At 66.4% G+C, this 19,203-nt stretch carries 18 protein-coding genes; 12 read left to right on the top strand and 6 right to left on the bottom strand.

Going from position 1 to position 19,203, the window contains the following annotated elements; genetic code table 11:
- The first annotated feature begins 20 nt into the window (after positions 1-20).
- From VHO04_RS16065 to VHO04_RS16025, 9 genes are all read left to right on the top strand, one after another.
- The gene (locus VHO04_RS16065) at positions 21-335 is read left to right on the top strand and encodes a hypothetical protein (protein ID WP_329629247.1); all 315 of its coding nucleotides are present in this window, start codon (positions 21-23) and stop codon (positions 333-335) included.
- Between the two features lie 127 nt (positions 336-462).
- A complete protein-coding gene (gene sucC / locus VHO04_RS16060; RefSeq protein WP_329629246.1) occupies positions 463-1,671 on the top strand; it encodes an ADP-forming succinate--CoA ligase subunit beta in 1,209 nt (402 codons plus the stop codon).
- A 237-nt stretch (positions 1,672-1,908) separates the two neighbouring features.
- Positions 1,909-2,658 (top strand): electron transfer flavoprotein subunit beta/FixA family protein, encoded by a 750-nt coding sequence (locus tag VHO04_RS16055; RefSeq protein WP_329629245.1) that lies wholly within the window; start codon positions 1,909-1,911, stop codon positions 2,656-2,658.
- Positions 2,655-3,584: an electron transfer flavoprotein subunit alpha/FixB family protein gene (locus VHO04_RS16050; RefSeq protein ID WP_329629244.1), complete on the top strand. Its 930-nt coding sequence runs from the start codon at positions 2,655-2,657 to the stop codon at positions 3,582-3,584. Before VHO04_RS16055 ends, VHO04_RS16050 begins: the two co-directional genes overlap by 4 nt.
- Positions 3,585-3,726: 142 nt before the next feature.
- On the top strand, positions 3,727-4,611 hold the full coding sequence (locus VHO04_RS16045; RefSeq protein ID WP_329629243.1) for an energy transducer TonB: 885 nt from the start codon (positions 3,727-3,729) through the stop codon (positions 4,609-4,611).
- A complete protein-coding gene (locus tag VHO04_RS16040; protein WP_329629242.1) occupies positions 4,608-5,393 on the top strand; it encodes an enoyl-CoA hydratase in 786 nt (261 codons plus the stop codon). The genes VHO04_RS16045 and VHO04_RS16040 overlap by 4 nt, the downstream gene beginning before the upstream one ends.
- A gap of 124 nt (positions 5,394-5,517) precedes the next feature.
- Positions 5,518-6,849, top strand: coding sequence for a phosphotransferase family protein (locus VHO04_RS16035; RefSeq protein ID WP_329629241.1), 1,332 nt, complete (start codon positions 5,518-5,520; stop codon positions 6,847-6,849).
- A gap of 17 nt (positions 6,850-6,866) precedes the next feature.
- Positions 6,867-8,162, top strand: a complete 1,296-nt coding sequence (locus tag VHO04_RS16030; protein ID WP_329629240.1) for an acyl-CoA dehydrogenase family protein — start codon at positions 6,867-6,869, stop codon at positions 8,160-8,162.
- Positions 8,163-8,225: 63 nt separating this feature from the next.
- Positions 8,226-8,759, top strand: coding sequence for a cupin domain-containing protein (locus VHO04_RS16025; protein ID WP_329629239.1), 534 nt, complete (start codon positions 8,226-8,228; stop codon positions 8,757-8,759).
- Between the two features lie 211 nt (positions 8,760-8,970).
- On the opposite strand, the gene VHO04_RS16020 is transcribed toward VHO04_RS16025, so the two are convergent.
- Entirely contained in the window at positions 8,971-9,282 is a 312-nt protein-coding gene (locus VHO04_RS16020) for an alkylphosphonate utilization protein (protein WP_329629238.1), read from the bottom strand.
- A 17-nt stretch (positions 9,283-9,299) separates the two neighbouring features.
- Complete coding sequence (locus tag VHO04_RS16015) at positions 9,300-10,049, bottom strand: methyltransferase (protein ID WP_329629237.1); 750 nt, start codon at positions 10,047-10,049, stop codon at positions 9,300-9,302.
- Between the two features lie 126 nt (positions 10,050-10,175).
- On the opposite strand from VHO04_RS16015, the gene VHO04_RS16010 reads away from it, so the two are divergent.
- Genes VHO04_RS16010 through VHO04_RS16000 form a run of 3 tightly spaced genes read left to right on the top strand, consistent with a single transcriptional unit; the run spans position 10,176 to position 14,394 of the window.
- Complete coding sequence (locus tag VHO04_RS16010) at positions 10,176-11,915, top strand: D-aminoacylase (RefSeq protein ID WP_329629236.1); 1,740 nt, start codon at positions 10,176-10,178, stop codon at positions 11,913-11,915.
- On the top strand, positions 11,915-12,922 hold the full coding sequence (locus VHO04_RS16005) for an NAD(P)-dependent alcohol dehydrogenase (RefSeq protein ID WP_329629235.1): 1,008 nt from the start codon (positions 11,915-11,917) through the stop codon (positions 12,920-12,922). The genes VHO04_RS16010 and VHO04_RS16005 overlap by 1 nt, the downstream gene beginning before the upstream one ends.
- A 47-nt stretch (positions 12,923-12,969) precedes the next feature.
- On the top strand, positions 12,970-14,394 hold the full coding sequence (locus VHO04_RS16000) for an amidase (protein WP_329629234.1): 1,425 nt from the start codon (positions 12,970-12,972) through the stop codon (positions 14,392-14,394).
- A gap of 108 nt (positions 14,395-14,502) precedes the next feature.
- On the opposite strand, the gene VHO04_RS15995 is transcribed toward VHO04_RS16000, so the two are convergent.
- From VHO04_RS15995 to nhaA, 4 genes are all read right to left on the bottom strand, one after another.
- Complete coding sequence (locus VHO04_RS15995; RefSeq protein ID WP_329629233.1) at positions 14,503-15,633, bottom strand: aminotransferase class V-fold PLP-dependent enzyme; 1,131 nt, start codon at positions 15,631-15,633, stop codon at positions 14,503-14,505.
- A complete protein-coding gene (locus tag VHO04_RS15990) occupies positions 15,630-16,397 on the bottom strand; it encodes a tryptophan 2,3-dioxygenase family protein (protein ID WP_329629232.1) in 768 nt (255 codons plus the stop codon). Before VHO04_RS15990 ends, VHO04_RS15995 begins: the two co-directional genes overlap by 4 nt.
- A 145-nt stretch (positions 16,398-16,542) precedes the next feature.
- Positions 16,543-17,880 (bottom strand): hypothetical protein, encoded by a 1,338-nt coding sequence (locus VHO04_RS15985; protein ID WP_329629231.1) that lies wholly within the window; start codon positions 17,878-17,880, stop codon positions 16,543-16,545.
- The gene (gene nhaA / locus VHO04_RS15980) at positions 17,877-19,151 is read right to left on the bottom strand and encodes a Na+/H+ antiporter NhaA (protein ID WP_329629230.1); all 1,275 of its coding nucleotides are present in this window, start codon (positions 19,149-19,151) and stop codon (positions 17,877-17,879) included. Before nhaA ends, VHO04_RS15985 begins: the two co-directional genes overlap by 4 nt.
- Between the last annotated feature and the right edge of the window lie 52 nt (positions 19,152-19,203).

The raw sequence follows: 19,203 nt of genomic DNA, 5'->3' as shown, positions 1-19,203 counted from the left end.
CTTTCGATTATAGGCGGCGCATGAAGACCTGTCTCGCTTTTCCCCTGATCGCCGGATGTCTCGCGCTCGCAAGCTGCGCGACGCCCGAGACGCGGCTCCGCAACGGCCTCCACAATGCCGGTCTGTCGCAGGCGATGTCGGCGTGCATGGCCGAGCGGATGGTCGACCGCCTGTCGCTCGTCCAGCTCCGGCGCCTCTCGGCGCTCGGCAGCCTCAAGGACAAAAGGATCACCGATCTGTCGCTCGACCAGTTCCTCCACAAGGTCCGCGCGCTCAAGGATCCCGAGATATTGACGGTGTCGACAAGCTCCGCCGCGCTTTGCGCGCTGCGCTAACGACTTAGCTCCCAGTTTCGACAGCCCAAGTTTTTCTGGACGCGGCAGGGGTAGCCTTGCCGCGCAACTTGTGCTTATGCGGCGCCATTCTTCTCCCCTTCCAGAGTCGAAAGGCCCGGCAGACCTCATGAACATCCACGAATATCAGGCGAAAGAACTGCTCGCGAAATTTGGCGTCGCGGTGCCCAAGGGCATTGCCGCGATGAGCGTCGAGGAAGCCGTCGCCGCGGCGAAGCAGCTTCCCGGGCCGCTCTATGTCGTGAAGGCGCAGATCCACGCCGGCGGCCGCGGCAAGGGCAAGTTCAAGGAGCTCGGCCCCGACGCGAAAGGCGGCGTCCGCCTTGCCAAGACGCTCGAGGACGTCGAGGCCGCGGCCAAGGACATGCTCGGCAACACGCTGGTGACGATCCAGACCGGCGAGCATGGCAAGCAGGTCAATCGCCTCTACATCACCGACGGCGCCGACATCAAAAAGGAATATTATCTCGCGCTGCTCGTCGACCGCGCCACCAGCCGCATCGCGGTGGTCGCCTCGACCGAGGGCGGTATGGACATCGAAACCGTCGCGCACAACACGCCCGACAAGATCCACACCATCGTCATCGACCCCGCGACCGGCCTGATGCCGCACCACGGCCGTAGCGTCGCCGCGGCGCTCGAGCTCGAAGGCGATCTCGCGAAGCAGGCGGCGAAGACGCTCGCGGGGCTCTACAACGCTTTCCTCGCGACCGACGCCGAGCAGATCGAGATCAATCCGCTCGCGGTCTGCGAAGGCGCGAACGGCGACGAACTGCTCGTCCTCGACGCCAAGCTCGGCTTCGACGGCAACGCGATGTTCCGCCACAAGGATATCGCCGACCTCCGCGACCTGACCGAGGAAGATCCGGCCGAGGTCGAGGCGTCGGAATATGACCTCGCCTACATCAAGCTCGACGGCAACATCGGCTGCATGGTCAACGGCGCCGGTCTCGCGATGGCGACGATGGACATCATCAAGCTCAATGGCGCTTTCCCGGCGAACTTCCTCGACGTCGGCGGCGGCGCGAGCAAGGAGAAGGTGACCGCGGCGTTCAAGATCATCCTCAAAGACCCGGCGGTCGAGGGCATCCTCGTCAACATCTTCGGCGGCATCATGAAGTGCGACATCATCGCCGAGGGCATCGTCGCCGCGGCGAAGGAAGTGAATCTGTCGGTCCCGCTCGTCGTCCGCCTCGAAGGCACGAACGTCCAGCAGGGCAAGGATATCCTCGCGAACTCGGGCCTGCCGATCGTGGCGGCGAACGACTTGGGCGATGCGGCCAAGAAGATCGTTGCCGAGGTCGCAAAGGCGGCGTGACATGTTTCTGCCCTCTCCCTTCAGGGGAGAGGATATGAAGGCTTGGCAGCTTGCTGCCTAGCCGGAGTTGGAGAGGGGCATGTTGCGTTCCCCCTCTCCAAGCTTCGCTAGCTCCTTCGGAGCAAGCTACACTATCCTCTCCCCTGAAGGGGAGAGGGCTAGGGACTGCAAGGTTGACGTTTACGTAAACGCCAATTATGGCGCAGTGCACAATTTTTCGAGAGGAGCTTTGAGCCCATGAAAATCCTCGTCCCCGTGAAGCGGGTGCTCGATTACAACGTGAAGCCGCGGGTGAAGTCCGACGGCACCGGCGTTGATTTGGCGAATGTGAAGATGTCGATGAACCCGTTCGACGAGATCGGCGTCGAGGAAGCGATTCGCCTGAAGGAAAAGGGCGTCGCGACCGAGATCATCGCCGTCAGCGTCGGCCCGGCGAAGGCGCAGGAAACGCTGCGCACCGCGCTCGCGATGGGCGCCGACCGCGCGATCCTGGTGCAGACCGACGATGCGGTCGAGCCGCTGGCGCTCGCCAAGATTTTCAAGGCGATCGCCGACGCCGAACAACCGGGTCTCGTGATCCTCGGCAAGCAGGCGATCGACGACGACAACAACCAGACCGGTCAGATGCTCGCCGCGCTCACCGGCTGGGCGCAGGGCACCTTCGCCAGCGCGGTGAACGTCGAGGGCGACAGCGTCAGCGTCACCCGCGAAGTCGATGGCGGTCTGGAAACGGTGAAGCTCAAGCTCCCCGCGATCGTCACCACCGACCTGCGTCTGAACGAGCCGCGCTATGCCAGCTTGCCGAACATCATGAAGGCGAAGTCGAAGCCGCTCGATACCAAGTCGCCCGCCGATTATGGCGTCGACACGGCGCCGCGCGTCAAGACGGTCAAGGTGTCGGAGCCGCCCGTCCGCTCGGCCGGCGTCAAGGTCGCCGATGTCGATGAACTGGTTGCCAAGCTGAAGGCGATGGGAGTGCATTCATGAAAACGCTCGTTTGGGTCGAACATGACGGCAGCGCCGTCAAGGACGCCACGCTCGCTGCGGTGACCGCCGCGTCGAAGCTCGGCGAAGTCCATCTGCTCGTCGCGGGTAGCGGCGTTGATGGCGTCGCCAAGGCTGCCGCCGAGATTGCCGGCGTTGGCAAGGTTCATGTCGCCGACAACGCTGCCTTCGGTCATAACCTGCCCGAAAATATCGCACCGCTCGTTGCCGAATTGATGGCAAGCCACGACGCCTTCGTCGTGCCCGCCACCACGACCGGCAAGAATATCGCGCCGCGCGTCGCCGCGCTGCTCGACGTGATGCAGATTTCGGAAATCCTGTCGGTCGAGGGTCCGAAGACGTTCACCCGCCCGATCTACGCCGGTAACGCGATCGCGACCGTCGAAAGCTCGGACGCGAAGCTGGTCCTGACCATCCGCGGCACCGCCTTCGAAAAGGCCGCCAGCACCGGCGGTTCGGGCACCGTGGAAGCCGTCTCGGCTGGCGGCGACGCTGGAATCTCCAGCTTCGTTGGCGCCGAGATCGCCAAGCAGGATCGCCCCGAACTCACCTCGGCGAAGATCATCGTCTCGGGCGGCCGCGCGCTGGGTTCCTCGGAGAAATATCAGGAAGTCATCGTCCCGCTCGCCGACAAGCTCGGCGCCGCGCTCGGCGCGAGCCGTGCGGCGGTCGACGCGGGCTATGTCCCCAACGACTATCAGGTCGGCCAGACCGGCAAGATCGTCGCGCCGGAAGTCTATTTCGCGATCGGCATCTCGGGCGCGATCCAGCATCTCGCCGGCATGAAGGATTCGAAGACCATCGTCGCGATCAACAAGGACGAGGACGCTCCGATCTTCCAGGTCGCCGACTTCGGCCTCGTCGCCGATCTGTTCAATGCCGTGCCGGAACTGACCGGCAAGATCTGAGAAGGCGCTGCGAATCGAAAGGCGTTCAGGGGGAGGCCGCCACGGGCGCTTCCCCCGTGCGCGGGGAGGCGGTCGCCTTTGTCGCCAAATGCGCGATGAAAGCCCTTGTCGCGGTGCGGCGCGGCGCATAGCCTCCAGCGCCATGAAATATGACGGGAAAGTCACCGCTTCGGCGCTGCTGCTATCGTTGCTGACGCCAGGCGCCGCGTCGGCGAAGGAGGGCACGCTCCTGCTCGAACCATCGTCGAAATGGAATGTCCATTATGCCGATGACTTCTGCCGCCTGTGGCGGAGCTTCGGCGAAGGCCGCGACCAGATCACGCTCGTCCTCGACCGCTTCCAGCCGAGCGACTCTTTCCGCCTGACCCTCGCCGGCCAGCCGATGGGCGGGCCTAAATCGCGTAGCGAGGCCAGCATCCGCTTCGGCAACATGCTGCCCGAACAGAAGCTCGACTTTTTTTCCGGCAGTTTCGCAAACAATGTTCCGGCCTGGGTCTTCGCGAACAATATCCGCATCCGGCCCTATCCCGATCCCAAGGATGTCGCCGCCGTCGCGGCCGATGGCTGGATCAGCGATGAGGAATGGGCGTCGGTCACCGCCGTCCGCATCGGCGAACCGTTCAGCCGGGTGCGCGTGCTCGACACCGGGCCGATGAGCGATGCGTTCGATGCGCTGCACCGCTGCACCGTCGAACTGGTCGGTCATTGGGGTATCGACGTCAAACGGCATGGCAGCCTGACGCGCTGGCCCAAACCGGTCGATTCTCCCGCGACATGGCTGCGGTCGAACGACTATCCGCGCGCGATGCTGGAGAAATGGCAGCCGGGACTGGTCCAATTCCGGCTGACGGTCGGAGAGGATGGAAAGCCGACCGCATGCCATATCCAGCAATCGACCAATCCCGAAGGATTCAATAAGGCGGTGTGCGACGCGCTGATGAAGCGGGCGAGCTTCGAGCCTGCGCTCGCCGCCGACGGCAAGCCGCTGACCTCCTTTTATATCAGTTCAGTGAAATTCCAGTTTTGACGGCGCCGGTTCTTGTCCAACGCGACGGCCCCGTCGCCACCGTCACTCTCAACCGGCCCGAGGCGATGAACGCGCTGTCGCGCGCGCTGCGCGCCGAGCTGGCGGCGACGATGCGGGGCCTCGCTGTCGACGAAAGCATCCGCGCGATCGTGCTCACCGGCGCGGGTGAGCGCGCTTTCACCGCGGGGCTCGACCTCAAGGAACTCGGCGCCGACACCAGCAATCTCGGCGCCGCCAATGCCGAGGGGGCCGACGAAAATCCGGTGCGGGCGATCGAGCTGTGCCCGCAGCCGGTGATCGGCGCGATCAACGGCGTCGCGATCACCGGCGGGTTCGAGGTCGCGCTGGCGTGCGACATATTGATCGCTTCGACTCATGCGCGCTTCGCCGATACCCATGCGCGCGTCGGCATCATGCCCGGCTGGGGCCTGTCGCAGAAATTGTCGCGCATCGTCGGGCTCGGCCGCGCGAAGGAATTGTCGCTGACCGGCAATTTCCTGGGCGCCGAGGCCGCGCGCGACTGGGGTTTGGTGAACCGCGTCGTCGCGCCCGACGAGCTGCTTCCCGCGGCGCAGGCACTCGCGCGCGATATCGCCAGCATCGATCCGGCCATGGTGCGGGGCTACAAGCGGCTGATCGACGATGGCTATGCGCTGCCTTTCGCCGACGGACTCGCGCTCGAACAGCAGCGTTCGAAAGCCGCGAACGGCGCCGTGCGCGCCGAAGAGGTCGAAGCACGCCGCCTCGCGGTGATGGAGCGGGGCCGCGCGCGCGTGGGATGATGCGCCGTTCGGCTTGCCGCGCATCCATCGTCCGTTGCTGCGAATCTTGCGCTTTCTTGCGCGCGCTCCATCCTGGCACGATTACGGGCTTGCGGCGCCCGAAAATACTTAGCATGGTTAAGTAATGGCCGATCTTTCCGAACCGCTTTCCATCTTCATGACGCGCCTTGCCGGACCCGGCACGCTGTCGGGGCTCGCCCGCTTGTCGGGCGGCGCGAACATGGAAAGCTGGGCGTTCGACTGGGCGGGGGCGGCCTATGTGCTGCGCCGCGCGCCGTCGGCCGAATATATGGAAGGGCGGCCCTATGGGCACCCGGTCGAGGCGGCGCTGGTGCGGGCGGCTTATGCGGGCGGGGTCAAGGCGCCCGAAGTCGTCGGCGTGCTTGCCGACGCCGACGGCATGGGAACCGGCTATGTGATGCGCCGCGTCGTCGCCGAGGTCAGTCCCGCGAAGATATTGCCGAACCCGCCGCCCTCGCTCGTCGCCGATCTCGGCCGCGAACTCGCGCATATCCATGCCTTGCCGCGCGCCGCTATTCCCGAAGGCATTCCGGTGATGGACACCGCCGCCGCGCTCGCCGAACTCAAGGCGCGCTTTCTCTCCTACGGCGGCGACCGCCCGGTGATCGCGCTCGCGGTCAAATGGTGCGAGGATCATCTGCCTGAACCTGCGGAGCCGGTGCTCGTCCACGGCGATTACCGGATGGGCAATGTCATGGTCGATGCAGATGGCCTTGCGGTCGTCCTCGACTGGGAGCTTGCGCATCTGGGCGACGCGCATGAGGATCTCGCCTTCGGCTGCATGACCGTCTGGCGCTTCGGCCAGCTCGACAAGCCGGCGTTCGGCGTCGGGAGCCTCACCGACTATTTCGCGGCCTATGAAGCCGCGGGCGGCGTCAAGGTCGATCCGGCGCGGTTCAAATATTGGCTCGTTTACCGCACCCTCTGGTGGGCGCTCGGCTGCCTCCAGATGGGGCAGGCGTGGCGCAGCGGCGCCGACACGACGGTCGAGCGCGTCGTCGTCGGGCGGCGCACCGCCGAGCAGGAACTCGATCTTGTTCGGCTGCTCGAGGAAGAGGCGCCCGAAGCGGAACGGCAGCAGGCCTTGCCGCCGTCCTCCGATCCTGCGCCGGCGCCGACGGGCGAGCCGACGAGCCGCGAGATGGTGCAGGCCGTGCGCGACTGGATCGAAAGCGCGATCAAGCCAAAAGCCGAAGGTCACGCCAAGTTCGAGGCGGTTGTCGCGATGAACGCGCTCGGCATCGTGATGCGCGATCTCGATACCGGCACGCGCGCCGAGGACCGGGCGCTGGCCGAGGCGTTGATGACGGGCGAAACGACGCTCGCCGAGCCCGGCCTGCTAGCGAAGCTGCGCCGCGCGGTGCTCGACAAATGCGCGGTCGACAGCCCCAAATATGCCGCGCTTGCCGCGGCGGCCGCCGAATGGCGCGGATAGATCATAGGGAGAGAGACATGGATTTTGCGATGCCCGCCGACCTGCAGGCCTATCTGGACGAACTCGACGCCTTCATCGAGGCGGAGATCAGGCCGCTCGAACTGGCGGACGACAATATCCGCTTCTTCGATCACCGCCGCGAGCATAGCCGCACCGATTGGGACAATCAGGGGCTGCCACGCCACGAGTGGGAACAGCTTTTGAAGCAGGCGACGCGCAAGGCCGACGCGGCGGGGCACTGGCGTTTTTCGGCGCCGAAGAAATATGGCGGCAAGGACGGGTCGAACCTGTGGATGGCGGTGATCCGCGAGCATTTCGCGGCGAAGGGCCTTGGCCTCCACAACGACCTCCAGAACGAGCATAGCATCGTCGGCAATTTCCCCTTCGTCGCGATGTTCGAGCAGTTCGCGACGAGCGAGGAGCAGAAGCAGGAATTCATCCTCGGCGGCTTCGAGGGCAAGCGCCGCACCGCCTTCGGCCTCACCGAGCCCGATCACGGCAGCGACGCGACGCATATGGAAACGCGCGCGGTTCGCGAGACCCGCGACGGCGTCGACGGCTGGCTGATCAACGGGCGCAAGATGTGGATCACCGGGATGCATGTCGCGACGCATTGCGCCGCCTTCTGCCGCACCAGCGGCGAGGACGGCGATGCGAAGGGCATCACCTGCCTGCTCGTGCCGACGGGCACGCCGGGGATGACGGTCGACGAATATATGTGGACCTTCAACATGCCGACCGACCATCCGCGCATGACCTTCACCGACGTCTGGGTGCCCGACAGCGCGCGGCTGGGGCCGGTCGACGGCGGCCTGGCGATCGCGCAGAGCTTCGTCCACCAGAACCGCATCCGCCAGGCGGCAAGCTCGCTCGGCGCCGCAGTCTATTGCATCGAGGAAAGCGTCCGCTACGCGCGGGAGAGGAAGCCTTTCGGCGAGGCGCTGGCGAAGAATCAGGCGATCCAGTTCCCGCTCGTCGAACTCGCGACGCAGGCCGAAATGCTGCGCCTCCTGATCCGCAAGACCGCGTGGGACATGGACAACACCCCGCACAAGGAGATCGAGCGCACGCTGTCGGACAAGGTCAGCATGTGCAATTACTGGGCGAACCGCCTCGTCTGCGAAGCCGCCGACCGTGCGATGCAGGTGCATGGTGGCATCGGCTATTCGCGTCACAAGCCGTTCGAGCATATCTATCGCCACCACCGCCGCTATCGCATCACCGAGGGCGCGGAGGAAATCCAGATGCGCAAGGTCGCGGCCTATCTCTTCGGCTATATGGGGCCGCGTAAGGAGACGCTGGGGAAAATCTGAGCGGGGTGGACTCTTCGCTTCGTTGCGGCATGATCGCCGCGACGAAGCGAAGAGGAGACAGCCATGGCCGAAGCCGATCGCGCACGGGATGCGGCGCCGTTCCGGATTTTCCGGGCCGGCGACGCGCCCGACCTCAACGAAACCGACAAGATGACGCTCGCCGGGCTGACCCCGATCGTCGAAGCCGGCATCGGCCGCTGGGTCGCGGCGGGCGTCGGCGAAGGGAATGTCACGAAGGTGCTGTTCTCGCTTCCGCACATGAGCCTGACCTATGCCTGGTTCAAAAGCGGCTTCGCGCTGCCGCTGCACAGCCATGATGCGGACTGTCTCTATTATATCATCGCGGGTTCGCTGAAGCTTGGGACCGAAGAGCTCGGTGCGGGCGACGGCTTTTTCGTCGGCAGCGACGTGCCCTATAGCTACAAACCGGGGCCCGAAGGCGTCGAAGTGCTCGAATTCCGCACGGTCGAGCGTTTCGACATGAAGTTTCAGGGGCGGACCGAGGCCTATTGGGACAAGGTCGTCGCGGGCATGGACGCCGCGCGGCCCCGCTGGGACAAGGAAAGGCCGCCTTCGGCGCGGGCGCCTGGGGTCTGATTATCGTCGATTGAAAAAGCCGTGCGCTCCCGCGAAGGCGGGAGCCCATCTCCTGCAGGTGCAAGATGGAACCGACCGGAGATGGGTCAGCATCGGGTTGACCATGCCCCGCATGGTCAAGGATCGTCCGGGGGACGATCCGACCCGATGCTCCTTCGCGGGGACACGTTTATGTTTCGCTCAAAGTCGATCCCAAGCCAGGATCAAGACTCTAACGCTTGCGCACGAACTCCGTCCGCAGCACCAGCCCCTTGATCCCCTCGTAGCGGCAGTCGATCTCTTCGGGATCGGCGGTCAGCCGGATCGACTTGATGACGGTGCCGACCTTCAGCGTCTGCCCCGCGCCCTTCACCGGCAGATCCTTGATCAGGACGACCGAGTCGCCGTCGTTCAGCACATTGCCGACCGCATCCTTGGCTTCGGGCAGCGCATTGGCCGCCGCCGCCCGTTCGCGCGCTTCGCCAGCGGGCAGCCATTCGCCGCTCGCCTCGTCATAGACATAGTCTTCGTCGTCGTTGCTCATCGCGCCGCCCTAGCGCCTCATGCGGGCTTGCGGAAGCGCAAGGTGAACTGGTCAGTCTTGCCGCGAATGGCGGGATCGAAGACGTTGGCGGTGCGGGGGTCTTCGGGGCGCTTGTAGAGGTCGCTCTCCGCCTCGAGCCGGAACCCCGCCTTGGTGAGTGCGGCGACAACCGCCGCCTTGTCGATGCGGTGCAGGCTGTCGGACAGTGTCGTGCCGCTGCCGTCCGCCGCGCTGTGATCGACGACGACGAGCGTGCCGCCGGGTTTCAGCGCCGCGAACAGCGCCGCGCTCGCCTTGTCGCCGGTGCCTTCGGGAAAGGGCTTCAAATAGAGGTCGTGGAAATTCTGCACGGTGATGATCGTGTCGAGCGGCACCGGGAAAGCAGGCGCCGCGAACGGCCCCGCGACGGCATCGACATTGGCGTAGGCCGCGTCGATTGCGGCCTGATCGTCGCCATATTGCTTCTTGAAGGCGATGAACTCGGCGGGCTGGAAGGCGTAGACCTTGCCCTCCGGTCCGACCGCGCCGGCGAGGATGCGGGTCAGATAGCCGCCGCCCATCACAAAGTCGCCGACCGCCTGCCCCGGCTTCACGCCCGCGAAGGCGAGCAGTTCGGCGGGTTTGCGCGCCGCATCGCGCTCGCGGTCGGCGGTGGGGCGCGCCGGATCGGCGAGCGCGGCGCTGTAATCGGGGGCGGGCAAGGGCTGCGCGATGGCCGAAGGCGCGGCGACGGCGAGGAGCAGGGCAAGGGTCAGCGGGCGGATCATGATGGCGACTCCCAGATGGTTTGATCGCGCCATCATAGCGCCTCGCCGCGCGCCGCGCGCGCATATTTGCATCTCCCGATTTTGATGATAGGTTTTTAGCTGAAACTAAAAATCGGGAGAGCGAACATGCATGATCTGGTGATTCGCGGCGGCACGGTCGTCGATGGGTCGGGCGGCAAGCCCTTCGTCGCGGACGTTGCGGTCGAGGGCGACCGCATCGTCGCGGTTGGCCAGAACCTCGGCGCGGGCCGCGAGGAGATCGACGCCGGCGGCCGGATCGTCACCCCCGGCTTCGTCGACGTCCACACCCATTATGACGGACAGGCGACGTGGGACGCCGAAATGGCGCCGTCGAGCTGGCACGGCGTCACCACCGTCGTCATGGGCAATTGCGGCGTCGGTTTCGCTCCGGCCAAGCCCGATCGCCACGACTGGCTGATTTCGCTGATGGAAGGCGTCGAGGACATCCCCGGCACCGCCCTCGCCGAGGGCATGTCGTGGGAATGGGAAACCTTCCCCGAATATATGGACGCACTCGAAAAGCTGCCGCGGACCGTCGACGTCGCGTGCCACGTCCCGCACGGCGCGGTACGCGCCTATGTGCTCGGCGACCGCGAAAAGCCCGGCGCGGTTCCGACCGACGACGACATCGCCGAAATGTCGCGCATCGTCGAGGAAGGCGTGCGCGCGGGCGCGCTCGGCTTCTCGACCAGCCGCACCGTGCTCCACAAGTCGGTTGACGGCGAACTCGTCCCCGGCACCACCGCTACGCCTGAGGAACTGGTCGCGATCGGCCGCGCGATGGGCCGCGTCGGCTATGGCGTCTTCGAAATGGCGAGCGACATGCGGCGCGAGTGGAACGAGTTCCAGTGGATGGGCGATCTCAGCCGCGAGACCGGCCTGCCGGTCACGTTCGCCGCGCTCCAGTCGATCGCCAAGGAACTGCCGCTCGAGGAACAGATTTCGGAGATGCGCAAGCAGAATGCGACCGGCGCGAACATCGTCGCGCAGATCGCGCTGCGCGGCAACGGCGTGATCATGGCGTGGCAGGGCACCGTCCACCCCTTCCGCTTCAAGCCAGCGTGGGCCGAGATCGAGGGGCTATCGTGGGAGCAGCAGCTTGCGAAGCTGAAGGACCCGGCCTTCAAAGCCCGCATGATCGGCGAACCCAATGTCTGGCCCGAAAGCGATATACTCGATTTCCTGATGGCGGTCGCCGAAGGCTGGCCGGTGCATTTCGAGATGGACCCCGACTTCAACTACGAACCGCGCATGGACGAAAGCGTCGCGCATCGCGCTGCGGCGGCGGGCGTCTCGCCGGCCGAATATGCCTACGACCTGCTGATGAAGGACGACGGCAAAGGCTTCATCTATTTCCCGATCTTGAACTACCGCGACGGCAACCTCAATTTTCTCGAGGATTTGCAGGCGTCGGACGACACGGTGAACAGCCTGTCCGACGGCGGCGCGCATTGCGGGACGATCTGCGACGCCGCCTCGCCGACCTTCATGCTCCAGCATTGGGTGCGCGACCGCAAAGGCAATCGCATCGCGCTCGAAGCGGCGATCAAGCGTCAGTGCCGCGACACCGCGATGCTCTATGGGCTGGAGGATCGCGGGGTGCTCGCGCCGGGCTATCTCGCCGACCTCAACATCATCGACATGGAGGCGCTGAAGCTCGGCAAGCCGTGGCTCGCCTTCGATCTGCCCGCGGGCGGCAAGCGCCTGCTGCAAAAGGCCGAGGGTTATGTCGCGACGATCAAGTCGGGCGTCGTTACCTTCAAGGACGGCACGATGCAGGGCCCGACCCCCGGCGGCGTGATCCGCGGCCCGCAGCGCGTCGAACTGGCGATCGCGGCCGAATAATGCGCGCCATCCAGCTGCGGGCGCCGGCGTCTCTCGACAATCTGGCGCTCGCCGACCTGCCCGACCCCGGCGATCCGGGACCGGGCGAGATTCGTGTCCGACTGACGGCTTCGTCGCTCAACTTCCACGACTTCGCCGTCGTTGCGGGGATGATTCCGACCGCCGAAAATCGCATTCCGATGTCGGATGGCGCGGGAACGGTCGAAGCGGTGGGCGATGGTGTCACGGACTTTGCGGTGGGTGACCTTGTCGTCTCGCTTTTCTTTCCTGAATGGAATGACGGTGCGACGCCGCCTGGGGCCTTCACCAAGGTGCCGGGCGACGGCATCGACGGCTATGCGCGCGAGGCGGTGGTCGTGCCTCAGCACTGGTTCACGCGCGCGCCGGCCGGCTGGTCGGCGGCCGAGGCGGCGACGCTGACCTGTGCCGGGCTGACCGCCTGGCGCGCGCTGTTCGTCGATACGGCGACACAGCCGGGATCGACCGTGCTGGTCCAGGGCAGCGGCGGCGTGTCGGTGTTTGCTCTGCAATTCGCAAAGGCGGCGGGCGCGCGGGTGATCGCGACCAGTTCGTCCGACGCGAAGCTCGACCGGCTGAGGGCGCTCGGCGCCGACGAGGTTATCAATTACAAGACGGTGCCCGAATGGGGCGTGCGAGCGCTTGAACTGACCGGCGGGCGGGGTGTCGATACCGTTGTCGAGATCGGCGGCGCGGGCACGCTCGACCAGTCGATGCGCGCCGCGCGCGTCGGCGGCCATGTCGCGCTGATCGGTGTGCTTGCGGGCATCGCCGGGCCGGTGCAGACCGCGCTGCTGATGAGCAAGAATCTGCGCGTGCAAGGGCTGACCGTAGGGAGTCGCGCGCAGCAGCTGGCGATGATTGCGGGTGTCGAGGCGAATGGCATCCGGCCTGTCATCAGCGATCATTTTCCGCTCGAACGCCTGGCTGATGCGTTTCGGCACCAGATTGCGAACGCGCATTTCGGCAAGATCGTCGTCGATATCTAAACCGCCCTGTCGGGTGTTGCGGCTGGGCATCATCGGAAGGAAACGGCATGGGCTTCGCCGAATATGATCGTTTTGACGCGCTCGGTCTGGCCGAGCTCGTCGCGAAGGGTGCGGTAACGGCGCTCGAACTCGTCGACACCGCGATCGCGCGGATCGAGGCACTCAATTCGCGCCTCAACGCGGTGATCTTCACCGATTTCGATGGCGCGCGCGAGCGGGCGAAGGGCCGCTTGCCCGACGGGCCGTTCAAGGGCGTGCCCTTCCTGCTCAAGGATATATTGGGCGACCTCGCGGGCTGGCCGACGCGCAATGGTTCGCGCCTCTCGCCGCCGGTGCCGATGCCCTTCACCGCGACGCTGGTTCAGCGCTTTCTCGCCGGCGGGCTGGTACCGCTCGGCAAGACCAACGTTCCCGAATTCGGCCTCGTCGCGACGACCGAGAGCAAGCTCTACGGCCCGGCGTGCAATCCGTGGAACCCGGAGCATTCGACCGGCGGCTCGTCGGGCGGCTCGGGCGCCGCGGTGGCGAGCGGGATGGTGCCCGTCGCACACGCCAACGATGGCGGCGGCTCGATCCGCATTCCGGCGAGCTGCAACGGGCTCGTCGGGTTGAAGCCGACGCGGGCGCGCAATCCGCTGGGGCCGATGCTCGGCGACGTGATGGGCGGGCTCGCGGCGGAGCATATCGTCAGCCGATCGGTGCGCGATACCGCCGCGATGCTCGACGTCACCGCCGGTCCCGAGCCCGGCGATCCCTATTCGGCACCGCCCGCACCGCCGAGCTGGCGCCGCGCCGCCGAGGCGCCGTGCCCGGCGCTGCGCATCGCTTTCGCCCGCACCGCGCCCGGCGGCCGCGCGCTCGATCCACAGGCGGTCGCGGCGGTCGACCATGCCGCCAAGCTTTGCGAAAGCCTCGGTCATCATGTCGAAGAGGCTTCGCCGCCGGTCGACAATGCGGCGATGGTGCCCGCCTTTCTGGCGATCTGGTCGAGCGGCGCGGCGATGCAGATCGACGGCCTCGCCGCGATGACCGGGCAGGCGCCCGGTCCCGACACGCTCGAAGGGCTGACGCGCGGCCTCTATGCGATGGGCAAGGCGATCAGCGCGCCGCAGCTTTGGGGCGCGATCTTCCAGCTTCAGCAGATGGCGCGCGCGGTCGCCGCGTGGCACGCCGACTATGACGTCTGGTTGACCCCGACGCTCGGCGCGCCGCCGCCGCCGAACGGCAGCTTCTCGCTCGACAGTGACGATGTCGCGGTCGGCTTCGGAGCGATGACCGACTATGTGCCCTTCACCGCGATCCAGAACGCGACCGGCCAGCCGGCGATCAACGTCCCGCTGTGGTGGACGCCCGAAGGCTTGCCGATGGGAACGCAGTTCGTGGGCCGCGTCGGCGAGGAGGCGCTGTTGCTTCAGCTCGCGACGCAACTTGAAGCCGCGCAGCCCTGGTTCGACCGGCGGCCGGCGCTCTAAAAGTGTAACTTCAATCTGACCTGTTGTCCGTTCGTGTCGAGCGAAGTCGAGACACCGTGAGGTCTTGCCCTACCGATGGACATCTCGACTTCGCTCGATGCGAACGGACTATTTGATAAGCGCCGCCGCTGCTCTTTCGACGTCCCCTGCGCCATTATAGGCGTGGAAGGACAGGCGGACGACCGATCCGCGAAAGTCGGCGCTGATGCCGTGCGCCGCGAGTGATGCGGCCACGCGCGGCTGATCGGTGCCGGTGTCGATGCACAACGTCCCGCCGATTTCCCCCGTCGGCCAGCGCCATCCCAGCGTCCGGGCTTCGAGCGCATCGCGCAGCATTGCCTGCAACGCCCGGTTGTGCGCGCGAATCTTGTCCACGCCGATCGCCGCGATCTCGGCGATCCCCGCGGCCGACAGGATGAACGGCGCTACGTCAGGGGTGCCGCCCCACCAGCGCCGCGCGTCGGGGGCATAGCGAAAGTCGTCTATGTCCATCTCGAACGGATTTTCGTGGCTCCACCAGCCGCGCTCCGTGGGCGAGAGCGCGGTGCGGTCGTGCGGGGCGACCCATAGCCACGCCGCGCCGGGGCCGCCGCACAGCCATTTGACGCTGGTGCCGAGCACCGCGTCAACGCCCCACGCCGCGGGCGTCACCGGCACCACGCCGACCGACTGCGCGCAGTCGGCGATGCAGCGCGCGCCTGCCGCCTTCGCCGCCGCGGCGACCGCCGCGATGTCGGTCAGCGCGCCGCTGTTCGAGCTGACGTGCATCGCGATGACGAGCGCGACATCGTCGTCGAGCGCCGCGATCCAGTTGGCGGGATCGCGAACGTCGGCGTCGCCGGGTAGGTAGCGCACTGTCCACCCCGCCGCTTCGAGCCCGCTCGCGACATAGCCGATCGTCGGAAAGGCGCTCGGCGCGAGCAGGATCGTGCGACGGCCCGTCGCTGTCCCAAGCGCCGAGATATAGCGCGACAAGCCCGCGCTGACGTTGGTCGCGGGGCAGAGGTCGCGCGCCTCGACCCCGATCAGCCCAGCCAGCGCCGCGCGCCACGCGTCGATCGCGCCGAGCCAGTCGGGCCACGCTTCGCCTGTCTCGCGCCACGGCGTCAGCAGTTTTCGGCGCAACAGATCCTCGGCTGTGCGCGGCTGGCAGCCGACGCTGTGGCTCTTGAGATAGGTGGCGCCCGGCGGCAGATGGAAGCGGCCCGCGACCGCTTCCGGCAGCAGCGCGCCGCTCACAGCCCGCTGCCGTGCCCGGCCGCCGACGCGCCGCTGATGCTGTCGCGCTTGACGCCATATTGGGCGCCCCAGCGGTCGGTCATGTCGCAGCGGACGTCCCATAGTTCGGGGAAGAAGCGGTGGCGCATCCCGGCATTGAGCAATTCGACCGGCCGCCCTTTGAGCGATTTCGATCCCATGCCGATCGAACGGTGGATGAGCTGGATATGGTGGGCGCGGAAAAGCTGGAACAGCTCGTCATATTCGACCATCGCCTCGGCGACCATATAGGCGTCGTCGTGGCGGTATCCGGTGTCGTAGACGTCGGCCACCGTCCGCCCCGCGGCGTCGAGATAGACCGCTTTGTAACGCGCCCAGAGCGACGGAGGCAGGGTGAGGAGAAGCTGGAAGCCGGGGCTTTCCTGCCCCGACCCGTTGCCGAGCTGCAGGCGGATCGACTGATAGTCGAAGGGACTCATTGTCTCGAGCAGCGATAGCTGGTCGGTCATCAGCCGCATGATGCGGTTGACGCGGTCGAAGAGCGAGAGGACGCGCATCGTCTCGCCCGCCGCCATATGGCCGTCGATCTCGGCGAAGGTGAAGGCCATCAGCTTCATCCACAATTCCTCGACCTGATGGACGATCTGGAACTGCAATTCGTCGGGGGTGCAGAGGTCTGCGAGCGGCTTCTGGCACGCGAGCAGGCGGTCGACCGCGAGGTAGACGCCATAATCCTTCATGTCGGGCGTTTCGATGCGGCGATGAATATCTTCTTTGTCGAGCATGATCTGCTCCTTTTCGGCTTGGCACGGGAATGACGGACGGCGCGCAAGGGTGCGTGCCGGATCGGTCAGCCGCGCGGCGCCACGCCCGCCGGGGGACGGCGGGGCGAACCCGCCTGGCCGAGCCACAAGAGGCGCGCCGCCGCCTTCATCGGCGGAGCAGGTCCGCCGGCAGCGTGGGTTCACCGATGATCTTCGCCATGCGCCGCCACATTTCGTCCCGGTCCGGATTGCCGCGTTCGACATAGCCGCGAACCATCGCTTCGCCGAGTCCGTAATTGATCACATAGCTGCGATATTGTTCGGCGAAGCGCACCGACTGGTCGGCGCGTTCGGGCGACATCAGCAGATATTTACGCGTCAGCGCGACCGCCGCGGCGCGGTCGATCGCGCCGTCGAGATATTGCTGCGCGATCGTCAGCCGTGCGCCCTGTAGCGCTTTCGTCGCTTCCATGAGCTGCCAGTAAAGATCGTCCGCCGGAACCGGAATTTCGGCCAGCGGCATCAGTACATCGCGCTCGGTATCGGCGCGGCTTTCGGCGGGGAAGGCGAGGTCGATGCCGTAATTGGCGCTGCCCTCGGCGATCAGGCTCTGCGGACTGTAGAGCGGATAGACGGTGAATTCGGCCCAGCCGCGTCCCTTCACGAGCTGTTCCTCCAGCTTCATGTTGAGCAGATGATGGCCCGGATAGCCCTCATGACAGCCGAGGTCGAGCGCACGCGACAGGCGGATCGGCAGATCGGTGTTGACCTGAATCAGGCTGTGATAGCCGCCCTGATAATAATTGTAACCGCTCCAGCTCTTGCCGGTGACGAATTCCAGACGAAAGCTCTCGCCCTCGGGCATCGCGATATGCGCGGCGCTGCGTCCGCGGCAGCGCGCGATCGCGGCGTCGAGGGTTTTTTGCAGCCGCGGCTTCGGGATGGTGAAGTGGTCGAGATAGGCCTCGACGCGCGTCGCAAGGTCGCCGTCGCCGGGAACGAGCGCCGCGACCTTCGCCAGCGCGGCGTCATAACTTGCGAGCGGGAGCAGGCGCGGCCGGACGCCGAACAGCCGCTCGGCCTCGTCGGCGAAGGCAAAGCGCGTTCCCTGCATCATCAGCAGGCGCGTTTCGGCGGCGCGAAGCTGCGCGCGCAGAAAAGCCGCGCGGCGACGCTCCATCGGATCGGACAGGCGGCGCGCGGCGAGATCGAGCCGCGCCGCCAGCGCGCGCGTTTCGGCGAGCAGTGCGGGCTTGTCGCGCGGCGCGGCCTCGGCGGCAACCTTGACGTCCGCCGGGCCGTAATAGGCGTCGATATAGCCGTCCTCGTGCGTGCCGATTTCGAGGCTCAGCCTCACATAGGCGGCGGCGATGGCGCTCATCGCCTGCGACGCGACCGGCGCGCGGCGGACGTCGATCGACGCGACGCCGACGGCGGGTTTGGTGTCCGCGGCCGCGCAGCCGGTGAGCATCAGCGCGAGAAATAGGGCTGAAGCGCGCTTCATCTGGCCGCCTCCGACGTGTCGCGAATGTCGCCGTCGGCGGCGATCTCGCCCTCGCTCGCGGCTTCGATCACGTCGTGATCGGGATGCAGCGGGGCGAAGCGCAGCAGCGCATAGCCGATGAGCGCGGCGGCGAGCGATCCCGCCAGCACGCCGATCTTCGCCTCGTCGACCCGTTCGGGCGCGCCCGGAAAGGCGAGGCCGCCGATGAACAGGCTCATCGTGAAGCCGATGCCGCACAGCACCGCGACCGCATGAACCTGCCGCCACGTCGCGCCGCGCAGCCGGCCCGCGATGCCGAGCTTCACCGCCAGCCAGACGCTGCCGAAAATGCCGATCTGCTTGCCGAGAAACAGCCCGGCGGCGATGCCGAGCGGCAGCGGCGACAGCAATTGCTCGCTGCCGAGGCCGCGAATATCGACCCCGGCGTTGACGAAGCCGAAGACGGGGACGATCGCGAAGGCGACCCACGGGTGCAGCGCATGTTCGAGCCGGTGGAGCGGCGAGGCGGCGCTGTCGGGCGCGCCGGGCGTGCGGTCGAGCGGGATCGTCATCGCCGCGAGCACCCCCGCGATCGTCGCATGAACCCCCGACAGCAGCATCGCATACCAGAGGCAGGCGAAGAGCAGCAGATAGACGGATAGATGCCGGACACCGCCGCGATTGCAGGCAAACATTATGCCGAGCAGCGCTGCCGCGGCGCCGAGCGCGGCAAGGTCGATCGTCGCGGTATAGAAAAGCGCGATGATCGCCACCGCCCCCATGTCGTCGACGATCGCGACGGTGACGAGGAACAGCTTGAGCGAGGTCGGCGCGCGCTTGCCGAGCAGCGCGAGCACCCCCATCGCGAAGGCGATGTCGGTCGCGGCGGGGATCGCCCAGCCTTGTGCGAGGCCCGGCGTGCCGCCCGCGAACAGCATATAGAGCAGTGCGGGCACCGCCATCCCCGCGGCGGCGGCAATGAAGGGAAGCCGCCGCCGGTCCCAACTCGCGAGGCGGCCGTCGACGAACTCGCGCTTGATCTCGAGCCCGACGAGCAGGAAGAAGATCGCCATCAGCCCGTCGTTGATCCACAGATGGACCGTCATCGGCCCCAGCTTGTCACTGAGCGTCGGGCCGGTCTCTGCGTGAACCAGATGGTGATAGGATTCGCTCAGCGCCGAATTCGCGACAATCATCGCCAATATGGCTGCGAAAATCAGCAGTATCCCGCCCGCGCTTTCGCTCGCGAGAAAGTCGCGCAGGACGGAGCGAGAGGCTGAATTGCTGGACATATGCGATGCTGCGACCCTGCTCGACCCGGAAGAGAGCCGCATTCCTAGCGCC

It is taken from the genome of Sphingopyxis sp., from assembly GCF_036261875.1.
Lineage (GTDB): Bacteria > Pseudomonadota > Alphaproteobacteria > Sphingomonadales > Sphingomonadaceae > Sphingopyxis.
This window is presented reverse-complemented; position numbering and strand designations above follow the sequence as displayed.

Coding starts and splice junctions, on each gene's coding strand:
- VHO04_RS16030 (WP_329629240.1), top strand. CDS start 6,867: ATGGATTTTGCGATGCCCGCCGACCTGCAGGCCTATCTGGACGAACTC.
- VHO04_RS16020 (WP_329629238.1), bottom strand. CDS start 9,282: ATGAGCAACGACGACGAAGACTATGTCTATGACGAGGCGAGCGGCGAA.
- nhaA (WP_329629230.1), bottom strand. CDS start 19,151: ATGTCCAGCAATTCAGCCTCTCGCTCCGTCCTGCGCGACTTTCTCGCG.
- VHO04_RS15990 (WP_329629232.1), bottom strand. CDS start 16,397: ATGCTCGACAAAGAAGATATTCATCGCCGCATCGAAACGCCCGACATG.
- VHO04_RS16045 (WP_329629243.1), top strand. CDS start 3,727: ATGAAATATGACGGGAAAGTCACCGCTTCGGCGCTGCTGCTATCGTTG.
- VHO04_RS16035 (WP_329629241.1), top strand. CDS start 5,518: ATGGCCGATCTTTCCGAACCGCTTTCCATCTTCATGACGCGCCTTGCC.
- VHO04_RS16050 (WP_329629244.1), top strand. CDS start 2,655: ATGAAAACGCTCGTTTGGGTCGAACATGACGGCAGCGCCGTCAAGGAC.
- VHO04_RS16005 (WP_329629235.1), top strand. CDS start 11,915: ATGCGCGCCATCCAGCTGCGGGCGCCGGCGTCTCTCGACAATCTGGCG.
- VHO04_RS16025 (WP_329629239.1), top strand. CDS start 8,226: ATGGCCGAAGCCGATCGCGCACGGGATGCGGCGCCGTTCCGGATTTTC.
- VHO04_RS16000 (WP_329629234.1), top strand. CDS start 12,970: ATGGGCTTCGCCGAATATGATCGTTTTGACGCGCTCGGTCTGGCCGAG.
- VHO04_RS15985 (WP_329629231.1), bottom strand. CDS start 17,880: ATGAAGCGCGCTTCAGCCCTATTTCTCGCGCTGATGCTCACCGGCTGC.
- VHO04_RS16055 (WP_329629245.1), top strand. CDS start 1,909: ATGAAAATCCTCGTCCCCGTGAAGCGGGTGCTCGATTACAACGTGAAG.
- VHO04_RS16065 (WP_329629247.1), top strand. CDS start 21: ATGAAGACCTGTCTCGCTTTTCCCCTGATCGCCGGATGTCTCGCGCTC.
- VHO04_RS16015 (WP_329629237.1), bottom strand. CDS start 10,049: ATGATCCGCCCGCTGACCCTTGCCCTGCTCCTCGCCGTCGCCGCGCCT.
- VHO04_RS16010 (WP_329629236.1), top strand. CDS start 10,176: ATGCATGATCTGGTGATTCGCGGCGGCACGGTCGTCGATGGGTCGGGC.
- sucC (WP_329629246.1), top strand. CDS start 463: ATGAACATCCACGAATATCAGGCGAAAGAACTGCTCGCGAAATTTGGC.